Source organism: Anoxybacillus sp. MB8 (assembly GCF_011006755.1).
GTDB lineage: Bacteria > Bacillota > Bacilli > Bacillales > Anoxybacillaceae > Anoxybacillus > Anoxybacillus gonensis.
This window is the reverse complement of the sequence record NZ_RXXX01000007.1, coordinates 53323-76606: the sequence shown is the minus strand read 5'-3', so window position 1 is coordinate 76606 and position 23284 is coordinate 53323. Positions and strand designations below refer to the sequence as shown.

Sequence of the window (23284 nt, the reverse complement as noted above, 5' to 3'; positions counted from 1 at the left end):
GTATAATGGAAGAAAAGAAGAGAGGGATGAATATGTCGTTACCTCGCTTTTCACACGTCACGTATGAACAATATTTAATTATGCGTCAACATAGTGATGAAAGATTAGAATATATTGATGGCGTCGTTTATATGACACCTTCACCTAGCATCCAGCATCAACTCGTATCAAGCAATCTTCATACAATATTCGGGAGTTATTTGAAAGGAAAGACATGTAAAGTATTTGCCGCTCCCACAGACATTGAGCTAGTGAGTGAAACATGTTCTGAAAGAAAGCTCGTCATTCCTGATTTAAGCATTATTTGTGATCAAACCGGATTTACAGACACAAAATATGTCGGTGTTCCAACGTTAATTGTTGAAATACTCAGTCCTTCGAATCAAGCGCACGATTTAGTGACGAAGTTTAATTTATATATGAAATATGGTGTAAAAGAATATTGGATTGTTAATCCGATGAAACAAGCCGTGACCGTTTATGTATTAAATGAAGATAGGCTATACGAGCAGGCGGATATTAAAGTAAGTGTTGGAACTGTTCAATCTGCTTGCTTTCCAGGTTTGTTTGTTCATTTAGAAGACATATTTCACTAACAAAGCAAAAGTAGCGATAGGGAAGACCGATCGCTACTTTTTATCTTTTCTCGATGGCAACGATAAACGGCGGATGATTGATTTGATTCATAAATTCGTATCGAATGACGTGTGCGCGTTGTTGGTCGATCGTTGAAACGTATTGTAAAAGGGCATCGCGCTCAATCGCTCCTTCAGGATGACCGTGGTAAATGACGAGGACAATAATTCCTTCAGGAGCCATGATTTCAAGCAATTGCTCAATGGCGGCAATCGTTGAGTTTGGTTTTGTCACAATTTGTTTATCCCCTCCAGGCAAATAACCGAGGTTAAACATCGCGCCAGTTATGCGTCCTTTGTATTGTGGAGGGATGTGAACGAGCAGCTCTGCGTGGCTTGCTTGCACGAGCGTGACCCGTTCTTCCATGTGGTGTTCACGCAATCGTTTTGTTGTATTTTCGATGGCTTGTGCTTGAATGTCGAAACCGAACACATGTCCAGTCTCTCCGACACGTTCAGCCAAATAAAGCGTATCATGGCCGTTGCCAACCGTTGCATCGACGACGACATCTCCTTCTTTCACAGCGGAGTCGATGAGCGAACGAGCAAACGGCAAAATGCGCATCAGCTTCATCGCCTGTCTTCCTTTCTCACATATTTTTTTCCTTGATAACTATTGCGGCGCTCTAATTCGGCATCAATCGCGTTTAACACTTCCCATTTATTGACGCTCCACATTGGACCGATCATTAAATCGATTGGACCGTCTCCTGTAATGCGATGAACGATCATTTCTGGCGGCAATACTTCTAATTGATCACAAACGAGTTGAACATATTCATCGAACGTTAAAAATTGAAGCATTCCTTTTTCGTATTGTTTCACCATTGGTGTTCCTTTTAGCAAATGAAGCAAATGAATTTTAATGCCTTGCACATCTAAATGGGCGACCGTTTTTGCGGTTTCCATCATCATGTCGTACGTTTCAAGCGGCAATCCGTTAATAATATGGGCACAAACGCGAATGCCATGTTTGCGTAGCTTCTCTACACCTTCTACATAGCATGAAAAGTCATGCGCGCGGTTAATTAAGGTAGCTGTTTGTTCATGAACCGTTTGCAAACCAAGCTCGACCCATAAATACGTTCGTTCGTTCAATTCCGCTAAATAGTCAACGACGTCATTCGGTAAGCAATCAGGGCGTGTAGCGATCGATAAACCGACGACACCGTCTAAATGTAATACCGTTTCGTATTTTTCACGCAACACGTCAACGGGTGCATGTGTATTTGTAAACGCTTGAAAATAGGCGATATACTTCCCATCTTTCCATTTTGTATGCATTTTTTCTTTAATCGTATGAAATTGGGTGACTAAATCGTCTGTTCGTCTGCCAGCAAAATCACCAGAACCGGCTGCGCTACAAAATGTGCATCCACCATATGCGACTGTACCGTCGCGATTTGGACAATCGAATCCTGCATCAAGCGATACTTTAAAAACTTTTTCACCGAACGTTTGGCGTAAATGATAATTCCATGTATGGTATCGTTTCTTGTCGTTTGTATATGGAAAAGGATTCATGTTCATCACCTCGCATCATTTTAGCATTGTAGCACGATTTAAGCAGGAAACTCAATGGCGCTGTGATAAATGACAAGAAAATGTACAAACTATAAAGCGATACGGAAGAAAGGAAGGGATGCGTATGGCGACAAGACAGTCGATGGACGAGTTTTTGCAACATTGTGAAGATGTGCTTCGCTATGCAAAAGAACAATATACAGAAGCGAGCAAGCTTGAACATTATAACGATACAGAATATGTAAAAGCTCAGCAAATGCTTGAACATGCGGTGACCGATTTGGCGCATTTTTCGTTAAGCTGTAACGCCCAACAGCGCGAACAATTACACCGCATGCGTTTACAGCTTGAACAATTACAAAACGATATGATTTTACTTCGTCATTAGGAGGAAGCAGATGAAAAAACGTTCGAAACAAAACAATCCAGAACAAAAAACGCTGCATGCGAAAGATTTCGGTGATCCGATAAAAGAAGTAAAACAAAGGAATGCAAAAAAAGGGCAAGAAGCGAAAGCGGAATATCATAACGAAACATAATTGCCCCACTCGGAGATGCTCCGAGTGGATTTTGTTCGACTTGCTTCATCTAATTAGACACATATCAAATGAAGGGAGAATCCGAGCACGGTATTTATGAATTAAATCCTGAAGAAATGTGGGCGAAGATCGAGGAATAGGTTTGTACAACAAACATTTTTTCAGAGTGTTTCTTTTTTTAACATCATATATGTATCTTACATATGATTCACTAACAATACATGAATACACTTGCAACGAGGGCGTAAATTTTTTAAAATAATGTGTATAATGAAATAATGGAAAATGACGGTGAAAAGGAGTAGTAGTAAACAAATGGTCGGCAGAGAGTTGACGGACGGTGCGAGTCAACCGAAGTTTGTTTACGAACTCGCCTTGGAGTTGCGTGTGCGAATGAAGTAGCATGCGCCGTGAATCTGCGTTAACGATGAAAGTGAGTGCACCATTCGTGCGCTAACAAGGGTGGTACCGCGGGAGAATCCTCTCGTCCCTTTTTGGGATGGGAGGTTTTTTGTTTTTCATTTTTGTTTAAAATGGATAAAAAGGAGGTTTGTCACGTGAGTTTTAATCATCGTGAAATCGAGAAAAAATGGCAAAAGTATTGGGAAGAAAATAAAACGTTCAAAACGACGGAAGATGACGGAAAGCGGAAGTTTTATGCACTCGACATGTTCCCATATCCATCCGGCGCAGGATTGCATGTCGGTCATCCAGAAGGATATACAGCGACGGACATTTTAGCGCGTATGAAGCGCATGCAAGGATATAACGTATTGCATCCAATGGGGTGGGATGCGTTCGGATTGCCTGCCGAGCAATATGCGCTAGATACAGGAAATGACCCGGCTGAATTTACAGAAAAAAACATTAACAACTTCCGCCGCCAAATTAAATCATTAGGTTTTTCATATGACTGGGATCGTGAAGTGAATACAACCGATCCGAACTATTATAAATGGACGCAATGGATTTTCTTAAAGTTATATGAAAAAGGATTAGCGTATATGGATGAAGTGCCGGTAAACTGGTGCCCAGCGCTAGGAACGGTATTGGCGAACGAAGAAGTGATCGATGGAAAAAGTGAGCGCGGGGGACATCCGGTCATTCGCAAGCCGATGAAACAATGGATGCTTCGCATTACAGCATATGCGGATCGTTTGCTTGAAGATTTAGAAGAACTTGATTGGCCAGAAAGCATTAAAGAAATGCAACGCAACTGGATCGGTCGTTCGGAAGGAGCAAACATTCATTTCCAAGTCGATGGGCATAATGAAACGTTTACGGTGTTTACAACGCGTCCAGACACGTTATTCGGTGCCACTTATGCGGTGCTAGCACCTGAACATCCGCTCGTTGAAAAAATTACAACACCAGAACAAAAAGAAGCTGTTGATGCGTATTTAAAACAAATTCAAAGTAAAAGCGACCTCGAACGGACCGATTTAGCAAAAGAAAAAACGGGTGTATTTACGGGGGCGTATGCCATCAATCCAGCGAACGGTGAGAAGTTGCCGATTTGGATCGCCGATTACGTGTTAATGAGCTACGGCACAGGGGCAATTATGGCGGTGCCAGCACACGATGAGCGTGATTATGAATTTGCGAAAAAGTTTCATTTGCCAATCAAAGAAGTTGTTGCTGGTGGGGACATTTCAAAAGAGGCCTATACTGGAGACGGCGAACATGTAAACTCTGATTTCTTAAACGGCTTGAATAAAGAAGAAGCAACGAAAAAAATGATTGAATGGCTAGAGGCAAACGGAAAAGGGGAGAAGAAAGTATCGTATCGCCTTCGCGATTGGTTATTTAGCCGTCAACGTTATTGGGGCGAGCCGATTCCGATCATCCATTGGGAAGATGGAACGATGACGCCAGTGCCAGAAGAAGAGTTGCCGCTTGTGTTGCCGAAAACAGATGAAATTAAGCCATCAGGAACAGGAGAATCACCGCTTGCGAACATTGAAGAATGGGTGAACGTCGTTGACCCGAAAACAGGCAAAAAAGGACGTCGTGAAACGAATACAATGCCGCAATGGGCAGGAAGTTGTTGGTACTATTTGCGTTACATTGATCCACATAACGATAAGCAATTAGCTGATCCTGAAAAGCTTGAAAAATGGTTGCCGGTCGACATTTACATTGGCGGGGCAGAACATGCGGTGTTGCACTTATTGTATGCACGTTTTTGGCATAAATTTTTATACGATATCGGCGTTGTGCCAACGAAAGAACCGTTCCAAAAGCTATTTAACCAAGGAATGATTCTTGGAGAAAACAATGAGAAAATGAGTAAGTCGAAAGGAAATGTTGTGAATCCGGACGATATTGTGGAAAGTCACGGAGCGGACACGTTGCGTTTATACGAAATGTTTATGGGTCCTTTAGAAGCGTCGATCGCGTGGTCGACAAAAGGTCTTGACGGTGCACGTCGCTTCTTAGATCGCGTATGGCGTCTATTTGTTGAAGAAGACGGCCAATTAAATCCGAAAATCGTTGACAACCCAGAAACAGATACGCTTGAACGTGTATATCATCAAACGGTGAAAAAAGTAACAGAAGATTACGAGGCGCTTCGCTTCAATACAGCGATTTCACAATTAATGGTGTTTATTAACGAAGCATATAAAGCGCCTGTATTACCGAAAGTGTATATGGAAGGATTCGTGAAGTTATTGTCGCCAGTTTGTCCTCATATTGCTGAGGAATTATGGGAGAAGCTCGGACATAACAATACGATTGCATACGAAGCTTGGCCAGCATACGATGAAGCGAAATTAGTTGAAGATGAAGTTGAAATCGTCATTCAAGTAAACGGAAAAGTGCGTGCGAAACTACACGTTCCTGCTGATGCAACAAAAGAACAGCTCGAGCAATTGGCAATGGAAGACGAAAAAATTAAAGAACAAATTGAAGGGAAAACCGTACGTAAAGTGATCGCTGTCCCAGGAAAATTAGTAAACATTGTTGCAAATTAATCGCAAACAAGCCTCTCACATACGTGGTGGGAGGCTTTCGTTAAAAGAAAGGGAGAGATCGATGAAAGAAATGACAGCAGTACAGCTAAAACAAATGATACAAGCAGGTGAGCGTGTTCACGTCATCGATGTACGCGAAGATGAAGAAGTCGCCTTCGGAATGATTCCATCAGCGATACATATAAAAATGGGGGATATTCCAGAAAGAATGAACGGGCTAGACAAAAATGAAACGTATATCATTATTTGTCGTTCTGGTGTTCGTAGTGAGCATGTGTGTCGTTATTTAGAGGCGCATGGTTACGATGTATGTAACGTCATTGACGGGATGCTCGGCTGGGATGGTGAACTGGAGTAATTGAAGTGTCATGATTGCCTTCGAAACAATAAGATCGCTTGTTTACGATCTTATTGTTTCGCATATATCGCAGCATGCATGCCAGCGAGACGACCGGTAACGAGCGCTGCAGTAATGTTATAACCGCCTGTGTAACCGTGAATATCTAAAATTTCTCCGCAAAAATATAAACCTTTCATAAGTTTAGATGCCATTTCTTTCGGATGTACTTCTTTGACGGACACCCCGCCGCCTGTGACGAACGCTTTTTCAAGCGGCAACGTTCCGTGAACAGAAAAAGTGAATGTTTTACATGCCGCAATAAATGCGCGCACTTTGTCGTGACTTAATGTGCTTGCGACCGTTTGTGGATCGATCTTTGTTTGCTCAAGCAAAAATAATATATATCGTTCTGGGAGCGGAATAATTGCTTTCATAATGTTTTTTATCACTTTTTTCGGCTCTTCTTTCATGGTGCGTACGATTTGCTGAAATAACATCTCCTCTTTTTCATCTGGCAACGCATCGATCGTCATGCTCACAGACGATTGTTTTTTTAGCTGTTTCACAACAAATTGGCTACATCGTAATGCCGCTGGTCCTGAAATACCGAAATGTGTAAAAATCATATCCATCCGATGTGTGACGATTGGTTTTCCTTTTTCGTTTAATACGCTTAATGCCACATCGCGCAATGATAGTCCTTGCAACGTTCGATTTTGAATGAATGGTTCATGTGAAATAATAGGCACTTCCGTTGGAAACAGTTCTGTAATCGTATGTCCAGCCTTTTCTGCCCATGCATAACCGTCACCTGTCGAACCGGTATGCGGCACAGATTTTCCTCCGACGGCAACAACGACTGCTTTCGTTCGGATCATCTCCCCTGTCTGCAGCGTTACGCCATACACTGCTCCATCTTTATATTCAATGTCTTTTACAGGGGTATGAACCCGAACGTCGACACGCCATCTTTTCAACTCACGAAGAAGAGCTTGTACGACAGATTGTGCGCTGTCGCTTACCGGAAACATACGTCCGTGGTCTTCTTCTTTTAACGGAACGCCAAGTCGTTCAAAAAAGCGAATAATATCTTCATTATTAAACATAGAAAAAGCACGATATAAAAAACGACCGTTTCCTGGAATATGTTGAATGAGTTCATCGACTGGTCGCCGATTTGTTACATTGCAACGGCCACCGCCCGAAATCGCTAACTTGCGCCCGAGCTTATCTCCTTTATCAAGAAGAAGAACGCGTCCACCTTGTTCTCCAGCAGCGATGGCTGCCATTAATCCTGACGGTCCCCCACCGATGACTACGACATCATACATCATCACTTTCACGTCCTTTCTGTTATGATTATAATGATTTTATGGAAAAGAAAAAAGTGTGCTAAAATAGGTGGAGCAATGAATCCGTTAAGGAAGGGATAATATGTCATCATCAAAGTTGTTAAGAGGCACATTTATTTTAACGGGAGGCGTGTTTTTATCGCGCATATTAGGTCTGATATACGTCTTCCCATTTTATCAGCTTGTTGGGAAGCAAGGGGGAGCGCTTTATTCGTACGGTTACGTTCCGTATACGTTGTTTATTAGTATCGCAACGATGGGGGTGCCGTTAGCGGTTTCAAAGTTTGTCTCGAAATACAATGCACTTGGCGAATATGCGATTGGACGAAAATTGTTTCGCTCAGGTATGACGTTAATGGCGATCACAGGGTTTCTCGCTTGGCTCATTTTATATATGAGTGCACCGCTATTAGCACCGTTCGTTGTCAATGATGATGGGCACGGCAACTCGATTGCTGATGTTACTTCTGTCATTCGCGCAGTTAGTTTCGCTTTATTGCTTGTGCCGATGATGAGTTTAATTCGCGGGTTTTTTCAAGGCCATGAATCGATGGGGCCGACAGCGTTGTCGCAAGTCGTTGAACAACTTGTTCGCATCATCTTTTTGCTTGCAGGGAGTTACATCGTTTTGCGCATCTTTGACGGCTCGCTTGTGACGGCTATTCAAGTGGCGACGTTTGCAGCATTTATCGGTGCTGTTGGTGGACTAGCTGTTCTATTCATGTATTGGTTTAAGCGGAAATCGTTTTTAGATGAACTATTAAAGCAAGACCGAGGCACGATCCATATGTCATTAAAAGAGATGTATAAAGAATTGATTGCTTATGCTGCCCCGTTTGCTTTTGTTGGCTTAGCGATGCCGTTATATCAATTGATTGACCAATTTACGTTTAACAAAGCGATGGCAAGCATCGGGCTCGGTGCCATTTCAGAGGATGCATACGGCATTTTCAACGTATGGGCACAAAAGCTTGTCATTATCCCAGTAACATTAGCGACGTCATTTAGCTTAACGCTCATTCCAACGATTACGAAAGCGTATGTGCAAGGGGAAAGCAAGCAACTAAAAAAATATTTAAATGACACGTTTCAAGTCGTTATGTTTATTACGTTGCCTGCAGTCATTGGCATGGCGCTTTTATCTGAATATGTATATGCCGCTTTTTACAGCTACGATCCGCTCGGGACAGAAGTATTGCGGGCATACGCGCCGACTGCTATTTTCTTTGCTTTATTTTCTGTGACGGCAGCCATCTTACAAGGTATTAATAAACAAAAATTTACAGTCATCAGTTTATGTATTGGGTTATTGTTTAAATTATTTTTTAACTACATCTTCATTGTTTCGTTTGAAACGGTAGGAGCTATTTTGGCAACGACGATAGGATATGCTTTATCGGTCGGTTTAAACTTATGGATCATTCAACGTTATACAAATTATCGGTATCATTTTGTTGCCAAGCGTGTATTGTTTATGGGGATCTTAACAACAATGATGTGTGCTGTCGTTTGGCCTATCGCAAAACTGATGGACCGTTTTCTTCATTACAACGGTAGCATGATCCAATCGGTCATGATTGTCGCCATTGGTGGATTGATCGGAGCGGCTGTTTATTTTTATTTAAGTGAACGTTCGAACTTGTTATATTCGTTATTTGGGAATCGCTTTTCATTTTTAAGAAAGAAAGAAAAGAAGGCTGTGTCATAGCCTTCTTCTTTGTATTAAAAGTCGCCGCTAAATGGGAATCCGAGTTGACGTTCAACGCGTTGAAGACGTCGATTTAAGTTGTTAATTTGTTGTTGTTGGCGTTCTGTGATGCGCTCGAGGCGATCCACTCGACGTTCAAGAGAGCCGCTTGGAAAACTTGGTGTTCCAGGAAATCCTGGTGTGCCCGGAAATCCACCAGGGAATCCTGGCATAAATGGAGAGCCTCCGTAATAAGGCATGCCCGGCATTTGTTGCTGTTGTTGGCGTTCGTCCATTTGGAAAACTCCTTTCGCTTTAATTGTTACGTAGGCAGTATATGTGATCGTTGACATCGGTGTATGGACGAACGCCTAAAAATGAAAAACATTTGGAGGGATTTTTATGTTGCGCATTGATAAACTGTTAGCAAACATGGGATATGGAACGAGAAAAGAAGTGAAAAAATTATTGAAAGCAGGGGTTGTTAAAGTCGATGGGATGACGGTGAAAGATGCAAAAACACACGTCGACCCGAAAGAACAAGTCGTTACAGTATGGGGAGAAGAAGTAGAGTATAAACCGTTTATTTATTTAATGATGAATAAACCGCAAGGAGTCATTTCAGCAACGGAGGATGCTGTAGAAGAAACCGTTGTTGATTTACTAGAAGAGGAAGACCGAATTTTTGATCCATTTCCAGTCGGACGGCTTGACAAAGATACGGAAGGGCTGTTGTTGTTAACGAACGATGGTCAGCTTGCTCATCAGCTATTATCCCCAAAAAAGCATGTGCCAAAAACGTATGAAGCAATGATTGACGGAGAAGTGACAGAAGATGATGTTGAAGCATTCCGACGGGGTGTCATGCTAGACGATGGATACGAAACAAAGCCAGCAGAGCTTGTTATTATTCGTTCCGGTTTACGTTCAGATGTGCGTGTCACGATTACAGAAGGGAAGTTTCATCAAATTAAACGAATGTTTCAGGCAGTTGGTAAACGTGTCATTTACTTAAAACGCATACAAATGGGACCGATTCCGCTCGATGAAACGTTAGAACCGGGAGAGTATCGTGAGTTGACTGATGAAGAAATTGCTTTATTAAAAGGAGAAGACAAAAAATAGGAACCTGCACTAATCAGGTTCCGTCTATATACATTTCGTTATGATGACATCTTCACTCTTTTTTTAGTTGTTGTCCATTTACCTTTGCTAGGGCTGTGAATTAAGTCGTTGTATGCTAACACGTTTAAATCCCGCTGAATCGTTCGTGGAGTAATACCGAATTCGTCCACGAGCTCTTGCGTTGTCACTGTTCCTCTTTCGCTAATGAACATGTAGACGGACTTAATACGGGTTAGCATGCGATCGGTAGATGGTTTCAAATGATCACTCCCTATCGTCACATCATTCGCATGGTACAACAAAGATGAAAAACTAGATGTCTCATTATTTATTTTACACGAAAACATAAGAAAAATGCTATAAATTTGCTGAATTTTACACAATATTAACACAATTAAAACCATATTTTTCTTAAAGAAAGGGGAAAGTGATGATGAACATGAATTGGATGGAAGAAGTAAAAAAGCGGGAGAAGGCATTTTTGCAAGATTTACAAACGTTTTTGCGCATTCCGAGTGTACGAAATGAGCAGACAGCGACACAAGAAGCACCGTTAGGCAAAGAAGTATATGAAGCGCTTTGTTACATGTTAAAACGAGGGGAAGAAGAAGGATTTGCCGTGAAAAATGTTGATGGATTAGCAGGGCATATTGAAATGGGAGATGGGGAAGAGATTGTTGGAGTATTATGTCATGTTGATGTTGTTCCTGCTGGTGATGGTTGGACGTTTGATCCGTTTGGAGCAACGATTGTAGATGGAAAAATTTATGCACGTGGCGCATTAGATGACAAAGGTCCGACAATGGCCGCGTTTTATGCGATGAAAATTGTCAAAGAGCTCGGGTTGCCACTTTCTAAGCGCGTACGCATGATTATTGGAACAGATGAAGAAAGCGATTGGCAATGTGTCGAACGATATTTTCAAACGGAACAAATGCCGACAATTGGCTTTGCGCCAGATGCCGATTTTCCAATTATATATGCTGAAAAAGGAATTGCTGATTTTGATCTCATTCAGCAACCAATGAATAAACAAGTGCATGATGATCTTCTTCTTTCGTTTCAAGCTGGTCAGCGATACAATATGGTTCCAGATTTTGCAGAAGCTATATTGCAGTTAACGAATGAAAACGACATGAAAGAGCGTTTTCTTACATTTTTACGTACGCATGCGCTTGAAGGGGAAGCACATGGGGATGGTGACACACTTACGTTGCGCCTTCGTGGTGTTTCTGCACATGGGATGGAACCGAACAATGGGGTGAATGCAGGCATATGGCTCGCGAAATTTTTAGCAAATGAAACACTAGATGCACAAGCTAATGAATTTGTTCGATTTGTGTCGCAATTTTTTTATGGAGATACGCGCGGAAAGCGATTAGGTGTTGCGCATACAAACGAGGAACTTGGTGATTTAACGATTAACGTCGGTGTTCTTTCGTATACGAACGAACGTGGCGGAAAGATGGGCCTCAATTTACGTTACCCTGTCACGAACGATATGACGCGCACAAAAGAAATCATTGAGCAAGTAGCTAAACGTCATCAGTTCGTATTAAACAACTTTTCGAACTCCTCACCACATTATGTCGCAAAAGATCATCCGCTCGTTCAAACGTTGCAACGCGTATATGAAGAGCAGATGGGCGAACGAGCATCATTGCTTGCGATCGGTGGTGGAACGTATGCGCGTTCTTTACAAGCAGGAGTAGCGTTCGGTCCGTTATTCCCGAATCGTCCAGATGTGGCGCATCAAAAAGATGAATATATGTTTATCGATGATTTGCTTAAAGCAACAGCCATTTATGCCCAAGCGATTTATGAATTAGCAAAATGACAATTTCCAAAAATATGTTATAATGAAAAGTGCCGTCGCTCATGACGGTACTTTTTCGTCATTTTATTTGATATGGGGGATTTTTGTGTATACACGTATTTTTCGCATCTTTTACTTTTTACAGTTTTTTAGTTTTGGATCGCTTTTTCCGTTGTTATCTGTGTATTTAAAAGATGAAGTTGGATTGTCAGGAACAGAAATCGGGATGATTATGTCCATTAGCCCTATTGTTATGATTTTTATTCAACCAATTTGGGGAATGGTAAGCGATTATACGCGTCAACCGGTTCAAGTGTTAATCGTATCTTTACTAGGAACAGCTTTTTTTGGTTTTATGTATTCGCTCGTTCATTCTTATATGTGGTTGCTTGTTATTGCCGCACTACTTGCTGTTATGCAAAGTGGCATTGTTCCATTATCTGATAGTATTACGCTTCATTACGTACAAAAAGCAAACGAACGGTATGGCTCGATTCGCCTTTGGGGAGCGCTTGGGTTTGCGACTGCTGTCCCGATTGCTGGACAAATTGCTCAGATGTTTCATCTTCGCTTCATTTTTTACATTTTCGTTGCTTTACTCATTACGTCGAGTGTGCTTGCATGGAAGTTGCCAAAAGAGCAGTCAAGTGCGAAAGTGAACATTCGTGAAGGAATGAAAGAGTTAGTTCGCATTCCACCGTTTCTTTTGTTTTTGTTGACGACGTTTCTTGTCTTTGGTCCAATTTATGCCAACAATTTTTATTTTGGCATTTTGATTACTGATTTAGGTGGAACGCTTGCAGGAGTCGGCATTGCCTTTTTATTAGCAGCAGGAAGCGAAGCGCCGTTTATGAAATTTGCTGACGGGGTCGTGCGAAAGTTTGGCATGATGAACGTTTTATTCGTTGCCACAGCATTATCTTGCGCTCGTTGGTTATTTTACTTTTTTGAACCACCGTTAATGATCGTGTATGCCACGACAATTGTACAAGGGGCGTCTGTCGGTTTATTTATTCCAGCTGCGCTACAATACGTGCGGGACGTCACTCCTGCACACGTACGTACAACAGCTGTATCGCTTTATGCTACAGTTGGAAACGGGCTCGGGAGCTGGTTTTGTACATTTGTAGGAGGATATATATTAGAACGTTGGACAATTGAGCATGTATATTTATTTTTCGGATTGTTGACGTTTGGTGGCATGGTGATTTTTGCTTGGCAGTCAAAAAAGACGTTGCGAAAACTATATGAATTTTGATAAAATTTAGAAAATTAAAAGGTGGGACGATAGATGCACTACTTTTTGGCAATTCCTCTACCAAACGAGGTGAAAAAGCGGCTGCATGCTTTTATTTCTGAATGGGGAGCGCCATTTCGGTTGTTCGTTCATGAAGCCGATTATCATATAACGCTTGCGTTTTTAGGTCGGGCAACCGAAACAGAGCGAAAGCAAATTGCAGAGATGATGCCAGATGTAGTAAAAAAACATCAGTCATTTTCGTTACAACTGAGCGAGGTGTACTCATTCGGTTCTCGTATTTTATGGTATGGGGTGAAAGAGGAACCGCGTTTGTTTTCTCTTCGTCAAGATGTGTATAACGTGTGCCAACGCATCGGTTTTTCGCTTGATTCAAGACCGTTTACACCGCATATTACGTTGGCGAAAAAATGGAGTGGATCGTTTCCGTTCTCGCTTGACACATATCCGAGAAAAATGGAAGGAGAAGACATTCACTTTTTCGTACATGACGTTGTGTTATACGAAACACATATGGATCAAACGCCGAAATATAAGCCGTTGATGCGTTTTCCTCTTTCATAATTCAATAAGAGGGGGAGAAAAGATGGGGATTACGGTCATTCAAATCGGGGGATTGTATATGTTGTATATGATCGGTTCGTTCATTCAGCAACTGCTACACATTCCAATTCCGGGGAGTATGATTGGCATGTTGCTGTTATTTTTATTATTAATGACCGGAATCGTAAAAGAGAAGTGGATTTCGCGCGGGGCAAATATGCTTTTATCTCACTTAACGCTTTTATTTATCCCAGCAACAGTTGGGGTAATGGACTATGTGGAGCTTTTTTCAGGAAGGGGAATATGGTCCATTGTCATTGTAATCGTCAGCACAATGATGGTTATGTTGTTTGCTGGTTTTATTGGGCAATGGGCACAAACACGTGAACAGAAGCGAGTGCGTGAGGTGAAAGGGGCATGATTGGCGTTAGTTTGCTCATATGGACAATCGTCGTATATATAGCGATGCGCAAATTGTATGCTCGCTTTTATTTTCCGTTGCTCGTTCCCGTCGCAACAAGCACGGTAGTCATCATTATGACGTTATCGCTTTTTCACTTGTCGTATGACCAATATATGATCGGAGGAAAATGGCTCGTTCATTTGCTTGGTCCAGCTGTTGTTGCGCTCGCTTTGCCGCTTTATCAACATCGGCATACGTTAAAACAGTTTTTATGGCCGCTCTTATGTAGCACATTTTTCGGCACAATCATTGGAATAGGAAGCGGTTTATTGTTCGCGCGTCTTTTTCATTTGCCAGAAAAAATTGTTCGTTCCATCATTCCGAAATCGGTCACATCGCCTGTTGCGATGGATATTGCAAAGTTGATTGACGGTATACCGACGCTTGCTGCTGTATATGTCATGATTGCGGGAATTTTCGGTGCAATGTTTGGTCCGATTCTTTTTCAACGTTTGCACATTACAACAGCTTTAGGGATGGGAAGCGGTCTTGGTGCAGCTTCTCACGGTATCGGTACCGCAAAAGCACTTGAAATCGGGAGAAAAGAAGCAGCGATTAGCTCCGTTGCTATGACGTTAAGCGCAATTTTTGCTTCTCTTCTTTGCCCATTGTTGCTTTTATTGTAGAATGAAAGTAACTATTTATTGCTGGAGGTTACAGTGTGGGACAGCTCATTAAGCTTCAAGACTATATTTCGCGCTACGAACTAGATATTTATCATTACCCGAGCGAGTTCATTCGTTTGAAAAAAAAACAATGGGAACGAATGAAGCAGGCGTGGGAAACGGGTCAACTTGCGGCGAGGGTGGAACCACATTCACAACAATCGTGGAAATGGCTTGAAGAAGAAACGTCGCTTTTTGATAAAGTGAAACAACTATGGAAACGAAAAAAAGTAAAAGACATCGAAGTTGAAGACGAACAACCGAAAGAAGAGGAAGAGTTTTTCGTTTCGATTACGTCCGAGCCGCGAACGCTTGAAGAATTAAAAATATTATTTTTAGAAAAGCTGTTTCAACTACAAATTCGTTGGGCAAGTTCAACATTAACGGAAGAATCTATTATTGATCCGAAATATTATTACGATGTGCAATTGAAATATTTTTTACAACGTTTTCCTGATACATACTTATGTATGTATAAACCTGTATTTTTATTGAAAAAAGCCCCTGTCGAGCTAAATACGATTTTCATTAGTCCGACGACGACATGGTGCATTGCGTTTACAGAAGAACGAAAAAACAACATTGTTGTTGGTTCGGCTGAACGATTTTGGACGGAGATTGTTGATGAGGTGGAACGAAAAATCGTCAATCCGATGATTTCGCTTCATCGAACAGAAAAAGTGGTTCAAACGATTTATAAGCAATTTGCAGTCGATATGCCGATAAAAAAAGTGTTAATTAATCGCGAAGGATATATTGATTATCGTTACGCCCCAAGCGACCTTGAAATCATTGATCGGAGACATTATGAGACATGGTTTATGTCGTTAAGACAATTGACGATGCCGCTAAAACATATGCAGTTAAAGGCCGCACAATCATTGCTGACATATTGTGATGCGCGCTATTATGATCCGCTCGTTGTAGAAGAATTGGAAGAGGCTGATGAGTAACATTCAGCCTCTTTTTACAGCGGATTTGGGCTCGGTTTGCCGATATAATATCCTTGGGCAAACGGAATGCCAATTTCCCGGCAGTAGTCTAATTCTTCTTTTCGTTCAATCCCTTCAGCAAGTACGTGAATGCCGAGTGTATGAGCAATTCGAGTGACTTCTTTTAAGAACGCCTGCTTTTCTTTGTCTTTGTCGCAGTTTTGAATGTAGTGCCGATCGATTTTTACATAATCAGGTTGCAATAACGTAAGCATGTCGAGTGTTGAAAAGCCTGCGCCAACATCATCTAAAGCAACTTTCATGCCTGAGCGTTTATACGTGGCAAACACGTTTTTTAAATGGTCAATATCAACAATTTTCTCAGTCTCCACAACTTCAAATACGAGATCTTCGGGCGCTACGTTATATTGTTCGACGATGGAAAATGTATGACGAAGACAAAATTCAGGATTGTAAATTGTTGATGGTAAAAAGTTAATGAAACTTTTAATCCCCTTTTTTATTTTTGTGCGTGATCGAATCGCTTCTTCACGTGCTCGGCGATCTAAAAACGTATGCAAACCGGTTTGTTGGGCCACGGAAAAAAGCTGGGCAGGTGAATAGCGTTGGGAACGTAATAAACATTCGTAAGCAAAAATGTCTCCGGTGTTTGTATGAATAATCGGTTGTAAATAACTCATTAACGGTTCGTTTGTGATACATTGGACAACATCTGCATGCTTCATTCGCATACTTAATTCATGAAGCGGAACGAATGCTCCCGGCAGATCGGGGTTTGCGCATAACGTCGCTAACGCTTTTTCTTTTGGATGGATCGTTTCTACATATGTTGCTAACTGTTGTAATGAATCATAAGAATAACATAAATACTTTTTTTGTTGTTCTTGCATAATAAGTAAGTAACCAGATGGTAAAAGCGGAAATGGAACGCTGCATGAAATGCATGAATGCATGATTTTCCCCCCTTTTTTTATGGAGTTCATTTTACAACAAAAACGATTCATTTAAAAAGTGGAAGTTGGTGACCGGCAATGTCTATAAAACAACACCTGTTTGAAGCATATTTAGATGAACTGACAGTCATTACAATTTTAATACCGAACGATGTTGTTGACGAACGCGCACCGATATTTTTTTTATGTGATAAGGAGCAAACAGCATACCGTTTAACGATTCGTTCAACAGAAAGACAACACTTATTTACAAAATATGAATGTATCGTCCCTTTTATTGTTGAATTAGGAAAACGATATGTTGTTTATACGGAAGAAGGATGGCAAGCACCTTTACAAGTAGGGGCAGTCATGCGAACAAAAGCGTTCGATGATTTATATGCATATGACGGAAACGATCTCGGTGCCACGTACAAACCGGAAAAAACGACGTTTAAAGTGTGGGCTCCAACTGCCACAAACGTGTTATTAAAACTTATTCATCCAACGACGAAAAAAGAAACGACTTATGAGATGGTACGAGAACAAAAAGGGGTATGGGCGTATACGATTTACGAAAATATTGAACGGTTTTTTTATACGTATATGACGTATGTGAATTTTGTTTGGCGTGAAGCGGTTGACCCTTATGCAAAAGCTGTTTCCGTAAACGGCACATATGGTGTTGTTGTCGACTTGACGAAAACAAATATCCCGAAACCAACGATGCCTCCGTTTATTTCTATGACAGACGCGATCATTTATGAAATGCACGTGCGGGATTTTACGTTTCATCCTAAAAGTGGTGTGAAACATAAAGGAAAATATCTCGGTTTAACGGAGCGAGATACATTCGGACCGAACGAAACGGTCACAGGTCTTTCGTACGTGAAACAGCTCGGTGTAACACATGTTCAGCTCATGCCTATACAAGATTTTGAAGGAGTGAATGAGCTTCAGCCGCTTCAAATGTATAATTGGGGATATAACACCGTTCACTACAACGTTCCAGAAGGAAGTTATGCAACGGATCCAACCGATCCATACGCGCGCATCATTGAGTTAAAACAGGCGATTCGTGCGTTTCAAAAAGAAGGTATTCGCGTCATTTTAGACGTTGTATATAATCACGTATATATTCGAGAAACATCGTCTTTTGAACATCTTGTTCCTGGTTATTATTTTCGATACGGACCAACCGGTTATCCGTCAAACGGGACGGGAGTTGGAAATGATTTAGCATCTGAACGAAAAATGGTGCGGAAATTTATTATTGATTCCGTCATGCATTGGCTAAACGAATATGGCGTCGATGGGTTTCGTTTTGACTTAATGGGCATTTTAGATATAGATACGATGAATGACGTTCGGCGAGCGATTGATGCAATAGATCCGACAGTCATTGTTCTCGGAGAAGGGTGGGAGCTAGCCACTCCGTTACCTCGTGAAAAAAAGACGATGATTGCTAACGCAAAACATACGCCGCGCATCGCTTATTTTAATGATCGATTTCGCGACTATGTAAAAGGAAGCACGTTTCAAGTTGACGATCGGGGGTTTGCATTAGGGGATTGCTCATATAAAGAAGCAGTAATGGAAGCAATTCGCGGAAGTATCCATCTTTTCTTTTCACCAAGGCAAAGTGTGAATTATGTAGAATGTCACGATAACCATACGTTATGGGATAAAATGATGATTGCGAATGCACATGAGAGCGAATATATTCGACGGAAACGTCAAAAGCTAGCGACAGCGATCGTTTTACTATCTCAAGGTATCCCGTTTTTGCATAGCGGTCAAGAGTTTTATCGAACAAAACGAGGGATGGAAAATAGCTATAACGCCCCTGACGAAATAAATCAAATCGATTGGGAACGGAAAAATAAATGGGAAGAAGACGTGCGGGAAGTGATGCTTCTTATTGCGCTTCGTAAAAGACACGGCGCGTTTCGCTTTTTGACTGCCGATCAAGTTCGTCGTCATATGAAGTTTTACGATACACATCCATCTGTTATTGCTTACCAGCTTGTTGATGTTGGGCTGTACGGTCCATGGCAGCAAATTGTTGTTGTCCACCATAATGAAGAGAAAAGGACGATCCTTCCTCTTTCTGACGGGGAATGGAAAGTCGTTTTTAGTTCGAATCAAGAAGAAATAGGAAAACGATATGAACAGTTTATTGAAATAAATGGAATTGGCACGTGGGTATTGATTTAATGTTGACGTGGAAACGATCAGAAAGATAAAATCTAGTAAGATGACAATCGCTATTTTTATTTTGACTAAGTCGAAAGGTGAGCTCACTTGGAACAGTTACTAGGTAAGGAGTGGGAAATTTCCCCGGCAGGTGGTGCAACAGGGGATGCATATATTGCGGAGCATGATGGGAAGAAGTTGTTTTTAAAGCGCAACTCTTCTCCATTTTTAGCTGTTTTGTCGGCAGAAGGAATCGTTCCAAAATTAGTATGGACGAAACGAATGGAAAACGGGGATGTCATTACAGCCCAGCAGTTTTTACAAGCGCGCGAATTAAAGCCGCACGATATGACTAGCAAACAAGTTGCCCAACTGCTTCGAAAAATTCATCGCTCAAAAGAATTGTTGGCGATGATGGAACGGCTCGGTAAAAAACCTTTATTGCCGAATCGTTTGCTAGAAGAAGTGAAAAAAAACGGACGTGTTATAAAAGAAAATGATGTTGTGCAAGATGCTATCATGTTTTTAGAGAAACATGTACATGATGTGTATCATGAAGATTATGTCGTTTGTCATTGTGATATGAATCATAACAATTGGTTGTTAACAGAAGATAACCAGCTTTATTTAATTGATTGGGATAGCGCCATGATTGCTGATCCAGCAATTGATATCGGGATGTTGTTGTATGCTTACATTCCACGAGAACAATGGGACAGCTGGTTAAAGCAATACGGTTTACCGTTTAATGAGCAGTTGCTGCTGCGCATGAAATGGTATACGGTGGCTCAAACGATAATGTTGCTTGCATGGCATAAAGGGCGGAATAACGAAAAGGAAATGCAACGATTGTTGCATTTCCTCGAGCATGTGTTACGTTAATTGATCCATCCATTCAGCGAGCTGTTGTTCATGTTGATCGATGTGTGAAGAAAGATCAGTTGCGTTTTTTCCGCTTTGACTGTACGTGTAAATATGAGATAACGTTTGTTTTAGTTCAGAATGGACAGCATCGTTTGCGATTAACGATTTGGCGAGCCGTTCAATTTGTTCACATTCGGCTACTGTCCCTGAACGATCAAGTTGATGCTCTGATAAAATGTCTTTTAACACAGTTAATTGATGCTCATGATTAATGGCCATGTTCATCCCCCTATTCGTTTTATAATATGGCCATTTTTATCTTTTTATATGCAAAGAAACGGAGGATGAGACGTGCGTTTACGGAATAAGCCTTGGGCAAAAGAAAAAATTGCATCATATCCACAATATATTATTCCGCAACCGGAACAATATAAAGGTCGTTGGCATGAATTGTTTGCAAACGACAATCCCATTCATATAGAAATTGGGACAGGAAAAGGTCGTTTTATTACGGAAATGGCAAAAATGCATCCGCATATTAACTATATCGGTATTGAGTTATATGAAAGCGTCATTGTATGTGCACTAGATAAGCTGATTGAGAACGATTTGCCAAATTTACGTTTATTGAATGTGAATGCGAAAGAATTAACGAACATTTTTGCAAAGGGAGAAGTCGAGCGCATTTATTTGAATTTCTCTGATCCGTGGCCAAAAAAGCGACATGAAAAACGACGGTTAACATATCGTTCATTTTTAGAGTTGTATGAGAACATTTTAGTCGATGAAGGGGAAATTCATTTCAAAACAGATAACCGAGGATTGTTTGAATATTCCCTTGTCAGCTTTTCACAATACGGTTTAGTTCTTCAATATGTTAGCCTCGATCTTCATCGAAGCGATGTGGAAGGAAACGTCATGACAGAGTATGAACAAAAGTTTTCTGAAAAAGGAAATCCAATTTATCGCTGTGAAGTAAAATATCGAAAACCTATGTCGTAATTGGACATAGGTTTTTTCCTTTTCTGAATATTTTTATAATGTTAAAATAGAGCATGAGAGGGGGAGAGAAGATGGAGAAATTAACGATCGGTCAAATAACGATGACGTGGTTGAATGGAGGAATTACACATTTAGATGGGGGAGCGATGTTTGGTGTCGTGCCAAAACCGCTTTGGATGAAAAAATATCCATGCAACGACCAAAATCAAATTCCGCTTCGCACGGATCCGATTTTATTGCAAGTGGATGGGAAAAACATACTCATTGAATCAGGCATTGGAAAAGGAAAATTGAATGAGAAGCAAAAACGAAATTTTGGTGTTACGGAAGAGTCTGACTTAGAAAAGCAGTTGGCGCTTCTTTCTTTAACTCCTGAAGACATCGATCTTGTATTAATGACGCATTTGCACTTCGATCATGCGAGCGGGTTAACAAAATGGGAAGAAAATAAGCTCGTTCCAACGTTTCCGCGTGCGCGCATTATTACATCGGCAGTGGAATGGGCGGAGATGAAAGAGCCGAATATTCGTTCGTGCAATACGTACTGGAAAGAAAACTGGGAAGCCATTGTAGAGCAAGTTGATACGTTTGCTGAGCAGTTAGAAGTTGTTCCTGGTGTGACGATGATTCATACAGGCGGTCATAGCGATGGACATGCCATTATTATTATTACATCTGAAGGAGAAACGGCCGTTCATCTCGGTGATTTAATGCCGACACATGCACATCAAAATCCGCTTTGGGTGATGGCATACGATGATTACCCGATGACGTCCATTTTCGCTAAACAAAAATGGCTCGCCTATGGAATGGAAAACGATGCATGGTTTACGTTTTATCACGATGCGTATTATCGCGCTGTCCGTTGGAATGATGAGTTTCAAATCATTGAATCGATTAAACGTCAATAAAAACCCAAGCGGCTTGCTTGGGTTTTACAATTTTCGTGCTTCAATAATTGTTCCTGTTTTTGCATCAATGAGACACTCATATGCGCCAGTTGGACGCGTAATGCCACCTCGATAGACGTTGTAGCGTAGCCCATTTTTTTCAATTGTTTCAACGGTCGTTTGGATCCACGATCCTGTAATGTCACCCGTTTGTTGAAAGGCATCTTTCGCCTTTTGGAGCGCTTGTTCAGATGAAATAAAACGTTGATGTTGCCACTCATTCCATATGTATGCTGCTGTTGCACCGACAACGATCCCAGTAAGAAACGTTTTGACGCGCATAATCCATTCCTCCACTTTTTCTTTTAGTATACCGAATTGTTCGAGTGGAAACTACATGTAAAATTCGCTACAATGACAAATAGCGAGCTAAGAAAGGGGAAAAAACGATGGATTTGCAGTTGTTTCAAACGTTAACCGAATTGCCGGGGGCACCGGGGAATGAACATGCGGTGCGTGCTTTTATGCGTGAACAGTTAAAAAAATATGCTGATGATATTGTGCAAGATCGGCTTGGGAGCATTTTTGGAGTAAAGCGCGGAACAGAAGATGGTCCAGTCGTGATGGTTGCAGGGCATATGGATGAAGTAGGTTTTATGGTGACCGCCATTACAGAACAAGGAATGATTCGTTTTCAGCCACTTGGCGGTTGGTGGAATCAAGTATTGTTAGCTCAACGTGTACAAATTATAACAGATCGCGGTCCCATTGTTGGTGTAATCGGCTCGATTCCTCCTCATTTGCTTGACGAAGAGCAGCGAAAAAAGCCAATGGATATAAACAATATGCTCATTGATGTTGGAGCAGATGATCGGAATGATGCAGAGCGCATGGGCATTCGCCCGGGGCAACAAATTGTGCCTATTTGTCCGTTTACACCGATGGCAAACGAGAAAAAAATTATGGCGAAAGCATGGGACAATCGTTACGGCTGTGGTTTAGCCATTGAATTGTTAAAAGAGTTAAAAGACGAAACGATACCGAATGTATTATATTCTGGAGCGACAGTTCAAGAAGAAGTTGGGCTTCGTGGGGCGCAAACGGCAGCCACGATGATTAAACCAGATATTTTCTTTGCGCTAGATGCTAGCCCAGCGAACGATATGACAGGAGACGAAAAAGAGTTTGGGCATCTTGGCAAAGGTGCGCTCGTGCGCATTTATGATCGTACAATGATTATGCATCGCGGCATGCGTGAATTTATTTTAGACATCGCAGAAACGAACAACATTCCATACCAATACTTTATTTCACCAGGTGGTGGAACAGATGCAGGAAGAGTACATATCGCGAATAGCGGTGTCCCTTCAGCGGTGATTGGCATTTGTGCACGCTATATTCATACACATGCTTCCATCATTCATGTGGATGACTATGAAGCGGCAAAACAGTTATTAGTCGCTCTTGTGAAACGATGTGACCGTGCGACAGTAGACGCTATTCGTCATAACGCTTAAGGAGATCG

26 protein-coding genes and 1 other annotated feature are annotated in these 23284 nt (G+C 41.4%); of the genes, 18 read left to right on the top strand and 8 right to left on the bottom strand.

Annotated features, from left to right (window positions below; genetic code table 11):
• Positions 1-32 precede the first annotated feature (32 nt).
• Positions 33-596 (top strand): Uma2 family endonuclease, encoded by a 564-nt coding sequence (locus tag EKC99_RS04565; RefSeq protein ID WP_035065280.1) that lies wholly within the window; start codon positions 33-35, stop codon positions 594-596.
• A gap of 40 nt (positions 597-636) precedes the next feature.
• Here EKC99_RS04565 and mnmM read toward each other — a convergent pair whose 3' ends face one another.
• On the bottom strand, positions 637-1209 hold the full coding sequence (gene mnmM / locus EKC99_RS04560; protein WP_035065283.1) for a tRNA 5-(aminomethyl)-2-thiouridylate-methyltransferase MnmM: 573 nt from the start codon (positions 1207-1209) through the stop codon (positions 637-639).
• Positions 1206-2159, bottom strand: a complete 954-nt coding sequence (gene mnmL / locus EKC99_RS04555) for a tRNA modification radical SAM protein MnmL/YtqA (RefSeq protein ID WP_205597791.1) — start codon at positions 2157-2159, stop codon at positions 1206-1208. The genes mnmM and mnmL overlap by 4 nt, the downstream gene beginning before the upstream one ends.
• Before the next feature lie 124 nt (positions 2160-2283).
• Between mnmL and EKC99_RS04550 the strand changes: the two genes are divergently transcribed.
• The 4 genes from EKC99_RS04550 to EKC99_RS04535 all read left to right on the top strand — a co-directional run bounded on the left by EKC99_RS04550 (position 2284) and on the right by EKC99_RS04535 (position 6031).
• The gene (locus tag EKC99_RS04550; RefSeq protein ID WP_003397789.1) at positions 2284-2547 is read left to right on the top strand and encodes a YtzC family protein; all 264 of its coding nucleotides are present in this window, start codon (positions 2284-2286) and stop codon (positions 2545-2547) included.
• A gap of 10 nt (positions 2548-2557) precedes the next feature.
• On the top strand, positions 2558-2698 hold the full coding sequence (locus EKC99_RS04545) for a hypothetical protein (RefSeq protein ID WP_009361597.1): 141 nt from the start codon (positions 2558-2560) through the stop codon (positions 2696-2698).
• A 282-nt stretch (positions 2699-2980) separates the two neighbouring features.
• Positions 2981-3193: a binding site (T-box leader), on the top strand.
• Positions 3194-3255: 62 nt separating this feature from the next.
• Entirely contained in the window at positions 3256-5673 is a 2418-nt protein-coding gene (gene leuS / locus EKC99_RS04540) for a leucine--tRNA ligase (protein WP_009361595.1), read from the top strand.
• Positions 5674-5734: 61 nt separating this feature from the next.
• A complete protein-coding gene (locus EKC99_RS04535) occupies positions 5735-6031 on the top strand; it encodes a rhodanese-like domain-containing protein (protein ID WP_163150760.1) in 297 nt (98 codons plus the stop codon).
• A gap of 50 nt (positions 6032-6081) precedes the next feature.
• On the opposite strand, the gene EKC99_RS04530 is transcribed toward EKC99_RS04535, so the two are convergent.
• On the bottom strand, positions 6082-7347 hold the full coding sequence (locus tag EKC99_RS04530; protein ID WP_163150758.1) for a BaiN/RdsA family NAD(P)/FAD-dependent oxidoreductase: 1266 nt from the start codon (positions 7345-7347) through the stop codon (positions 6082-6084).
• Positions 7348-7447: 100 nt separating this feature from the next.
• Here EKC99_RS04530 and EKC99_RS04525 point away from each other — a divergent pair, with 100 nt between their 5' ends.
• On the top strand, positions 7448-9073 hold the full coding sequence (locus EKC99_RS04525; protein ID WP_163150756.1) for a putative polysaccharide biosynthesis protein: 1626 nt from the start codon (positions 7448-7450) through the stop codon (positions 9071-9073).
• Between the two features lie 14 nt (positions 9074-9087).
• Here the strand turns inward: EKC99_RS04525 and EKC99_RS04520 are convergent, their stop codons facing one another.
• The gene (locus EKC99_RS04520) at positions 9088-9348 is read right to left on the bottom strand and encodes a hypothetical protein (RefSeq protein WP_163150754.1); all 261 of its coding nucleotides are present in this window, start codon (positions 9346-9348) and stop codon (positions 9088-9090) included.
• A gap of 106 nt (positions 9349-9454) precedes the next feature.
• Here EKC99_RS04520 and EKC99_RS04515 point away from each other — a divergent pair, with 106 nt between their 5' ends.
• The gene (locus tag EKC99_RS04515) at positions 9455-10177 is read left to right on the top strand and encodes a pseudouridine synthase (RefSeq protein WP_163150752.1); all 723 of its coding nucleotides are present in this window, start codon (positions 9455-9457) and stop codon (positions 10175-10177) included.
• A gap of 38 nt (positions 10178-10215) precedes the next feature.
• Here EKC99_RS04515 and EKC99_RS04510 read toward each other — a convergent pair whose 3' ends face one another.
• Complete coding sequence (locus tag EKC99_RS04510; RefSeq protein WP_003398403.1) at positions 10216-10437, bottom strand: DeoR family transcriptional regulator; 222 nt, start codon at positions 10435-10437, stop codon at positions 10216-10218.
• A 173-nt stretch (positions 10438-10610) separates the two neighbouring features.
• On the opposite strand from EKC99_RS04510, the gene pepV reads away from it, so the two are divergent.
• The 6 genes from pepV (at position 10611) to EKC99_RS04480 (ending at position 15875) form a co-directional block, all read left to right on the top strand.
• Complete coding sequence (pepV, locus tag EKC99_RS04505) at positions 10611-12014, top strand: dipeptidase PepV (protein ID WP_163150772.1); 1404 nt, start codon at positions 10611-10613, stop codon at positions 12012-12014.
• A gap of 85 nt (positions 12015-12099) precedes the next feature.
• The gene (locus EKC99_RS04500) at positions 12100-13251 is read left to right on the top strand and encodes an MFS transporter (RefSeq protein WP_021095581.1); all 1152 of its coding nucleotides are present in this window, start codon (positions 12100-12102) and stop codon (positions 13249-13251) included.
• Between the two features lie 33 nt (positions 13252-13284).
• Entirely contained in the window at positions 13285-13815 is a 531-nt protein-coding gene (thpR, locus tag EKC99_RS04495) for an RNA 2',3'-cyclic phosphodiesterase (RefSeq protein ID WP_021095582.1), read from the top strand.
• A gap of 22 nt (positions 13816-13837) precedes the next feature.
• Positions 13838-14215 carry a CidA/LrgA family protein gene (locus EKC99_RS04490; protein WP_021095583.1) on the top strand — a complete coding sequence of 126 codons (378 nt, stop codon included), beginning with the start codon at positions 13838-13840 and terminating at the stop codon, positions 14213-14215.
• The gene (locus tag EKC99_RS04485; RefSeq protein WP_163150750.1) at positions 14212-14883 is read left to right on the top strand and encodes an LrgB family protein; all 672 of its coding nucleotides are present in this window, start codon (positions 14212-14214) and stop codon (positions 14881-14883) included. The genes EKC99_RS04490 and EKC99_RS04485 overlap by 4 nt, the downstream gene beginning before the upstream one ends.
• A gap of 35 nt (positions 14884-14918) precedes the next feature.
• On the top strand, positions 14919-15875 hold the full coding sequence (locus tag EKC99_RS04480) for an NERD domain-containing protein (RefSeq protein ID WP_163150748.1): 957 nt from the start codon (positions 14919-14921) through the stop codon (positions 15873-15875).
• A 14-nt stretch (positions 15876-15889) separates the two neighbouring features.
• Here EKC99_RS04480 and EKC99_RS04475 read toward each other — a convergent pair whose 3' ends face one another.
• A complete protein-coding gene (locus EKC99_RS04475) occupies positions 15890-16828 on the bottom strand; it encodes an EAL domain-containing protein (RefSeq protein WP_019416643.1) in 939 nt (312 codons plus the stop codon).
• Positions 16829-16906: 78 nt separating this feature from the next.
• On the opposite strand from EKC99_RS04475, the gene pulA reads away from it, so the two are divergent.
• Both pulA and EKC99_RS04465 read left to right on the top strand, forming a co-directional pair.
• Positions 16907-19024 (top strand): type I pullulanase, encoded by a 2118-nt coding sequence (gene pulA / locus EKC99_RS04470; RefSeq protein ID WP_163150746.1) that lies wholly within the window; start codon positions 16907-16909, stop codon positions 19022-19024.
• Between the two features lie 87 nt (positions 19025-19111).
• On the top strand, positions 19112-19885 hold the full coding sequence (locus EKC99_RS04465; protein WP_163150744.1) for a phosphotransferase family protein: 774 nt from the start codon (positions 19112-19114) through the stop codon (positions 19883-19885).
• Here the strand turns inward: EKC99_RS04465 and EKC99_RS04460 are convergent.
• The gene (locus tag EKC99_RS04460; protein WP_009361580.1) at positions 19877-20146 is read right to left on the bottom strand and encodes a YtzH-like family protein; all 270 of its coding nucleotides are present in this window, start codon (positions 20144-20146) and stop codon (positions 19877-19879) included. The two genes, EKC99_RS04465 and EKC99_RS04460, sit on opposite strands and share 9 nt — an antisense overlap.
• A gap of 72 nt (positions 20147-20218) precedes the next feature.
• Here EKC99_RS04460 and trmB point away from each other — a divergent pair, with 72 nt between their 5' ends.
• Positions 20219-20869 carry a tRNA (guanosine(46)-N7)-methyltransferase TrmB gene (gene trmB, locus EKC99_RS04455; RefSeq protein WP_009361579.1) on the top strand — a complete coding sequence of 217 codons (651 nt, stop codon included), beginning with the start codon at positions 20219-20221 and terminating at the stop codon, positions 20867-20869.
• A 71-nt stretch (positions 20870-20940) separates the two neighbouring features.
• Positions 20941-21780 (top strand): YtnP family quorum-quenching lactonase, encoded by an 840-nt coding sequence (locus EKC99_RS04450; RefSeq protein WP_163150742.1) that lies wholly within the window; start codon positions 20941-20943, stop codon positions 21778-21780.
• A 24-nt stretch (positions 21781-21804) separates the two neighbouring features.
• On the opposite strand, the gene EKC99_RS04445 is transcribed toward EKC99_RS04450, so the two are convergent.
• Complete coding sequence (locus tag EKC99_RS04445) at positions 21805-22101, bottom strand: PepSY domain-containing protein (protein WP_009361577.1); 297 nt, start codon at positions 22099-22101, stop codon at positions 21805-21807.
• A 107-nt stretch (positions 22102-22208) separates the two neighbouring features.
• On the opposite strand from EKC99_RS04445, the gene EKC99_RS04440 reads away from it, so the two are divergent.
• Positions 22209-23276 carry a M42 family metallopeptidase gene (locus EKC99_RS04440; protein ID WP_163150740.1) on the top strand — a complete coding sequence of 356 codons (1068 nt, stop codon included), beginning with the start codon at positions 22209-22211 and terminating at the stop codon, positions 23274-23276.
• The last annotated feature ends 8 nt before the right edge of the window (positions 23277-23284 follow it).

Coding starts and splice junctions, on each gene's coding strand:
- EKC99_RS04550 (WP_003397789.1), top strand. CDS start 2,284: ATGGCGACAAGACAGTCGATGGACGAGTTTTTGCAACATTGTGAAGAT.
- EKC99_RS04535 (WP_163150760.1), top strand. CDS start 5,735: ATGAAAGAAATGACAGCAGTACAGCTAAAACAAATGATACAAGCAGGT.
- EKC99_RS04445 (WP_009361577.1), bottom strand. CDS start 22,101: ATGCGCGTCAAAACGTTTCTTACTGGGATCGTTGTCGGTGCAACAGCA.
- mnmM (WP_035065283.1), bottom strand. CDS start 1,209: ATGAAGCTGATGCGCATTTTGCCGTTTGCTCGTTCGCTCATCGACTCC.
- EKC99_RS04490 (WP_021095583.1), top strand. CDS start 13,838: ATGGGGATTACGGTCATTCAAATCGGGGGATTGTATATGTTGTATATG.
- EKC99_RS04525 (WP_163150756.1), top strand. CDS start 7,448: ATGTCATCATCAAAGTTGTTAAGAGGCACATTTATTTTAACGGGAGGC.
- thpR (WP_021095582.1), top strand. CDS start 13,285: ATGCACTACTTTTTGGCAATTCCTCTACCAAACGAGGTGAAAAAGCGG.
- EKC99_RS04515 (WP_163150752.1), top strand. CDS start 9,455: ATGTTGCGCATTGATAAACTGTTAGCAAACATGGGATATGGAACGAGA.
- EKC99_RS04450 (WP_163150742.1), top strand. CDS start 20,941: ATGGAGAAATTAACGATCGGTCAAATAACGATGACGTGGTTGAATGGA.
- EKC99_RS04440 (WP_163150740.1), top strand. CDS start 22,209: ATGGATTTGCAGTTGTTTCAAACGTTAACCGAATTGCCGGGGGCACCG.
- EKC99_RS04460 (WP_009361580.1), bottom strand. CDS start 20,146: ATGGCCATTAATCATGAGCATCAATTAACTGTGTTAAAAGACATTTTA.
- pulA (WP_163150746.1), top strand. CDS start 16,907: ATGTCTATAAAACAACACCTGTTTGAAGCATATTTAGATGAACTGACA.
- EKC99_RS04565 (WP_035065280.1), top strand. CDS start 33: ATGTCGTTACCTCGCTTTTCACACGTCACGTATGAACAATATTTAATT.
- EKC99_RS04475 (WP_019416643.1), bottom strand. CDS start 16,828: ATGCATTCATGCATTTCATGCAGCGTTCCATTTCCGCTTTTACCATCT.
- EKC99_RS04545 (WP_009361597.1), top strand. CDS start 2,558: ATGAAAAAACGTTCGAAACAAAACAATCCAGAACAAAAAACGCTGCAT.
- EKC99_RS04530 (WP_163150758.1), bottom strand. CDS start 7,347: ATGATGTATGATGTCGTAGTCATCGGTGGGGGACCGTCAGGATTAATG.
- mnmL (WP_205597791.1), bottom strand. CDS start 2,159: ATGAATCCTTTTCCATATACAAACGACAAGAAACGATACCATACATGG.
- EKC99_RS04485 (WP_163150750.1), top strand. CDS start 14,212: ATGATTGGCGTTAGTTTGCTCATATGGACAATCGTCGTATATATAGCG.
- pepV (WP_163150772.1), top strand. CDS start 10,611: ATGAACATGAATTGGATGGAAGAAGTAAAAAAGCGGGAGAAGGCATTT.
- EKC99_RS04520 (WP_163150754.1), bottom strand. CDS start 9,348: ATGGACGAACGCCAACAACAGCAACAAATGCCGGGCATGCCTTATTAC.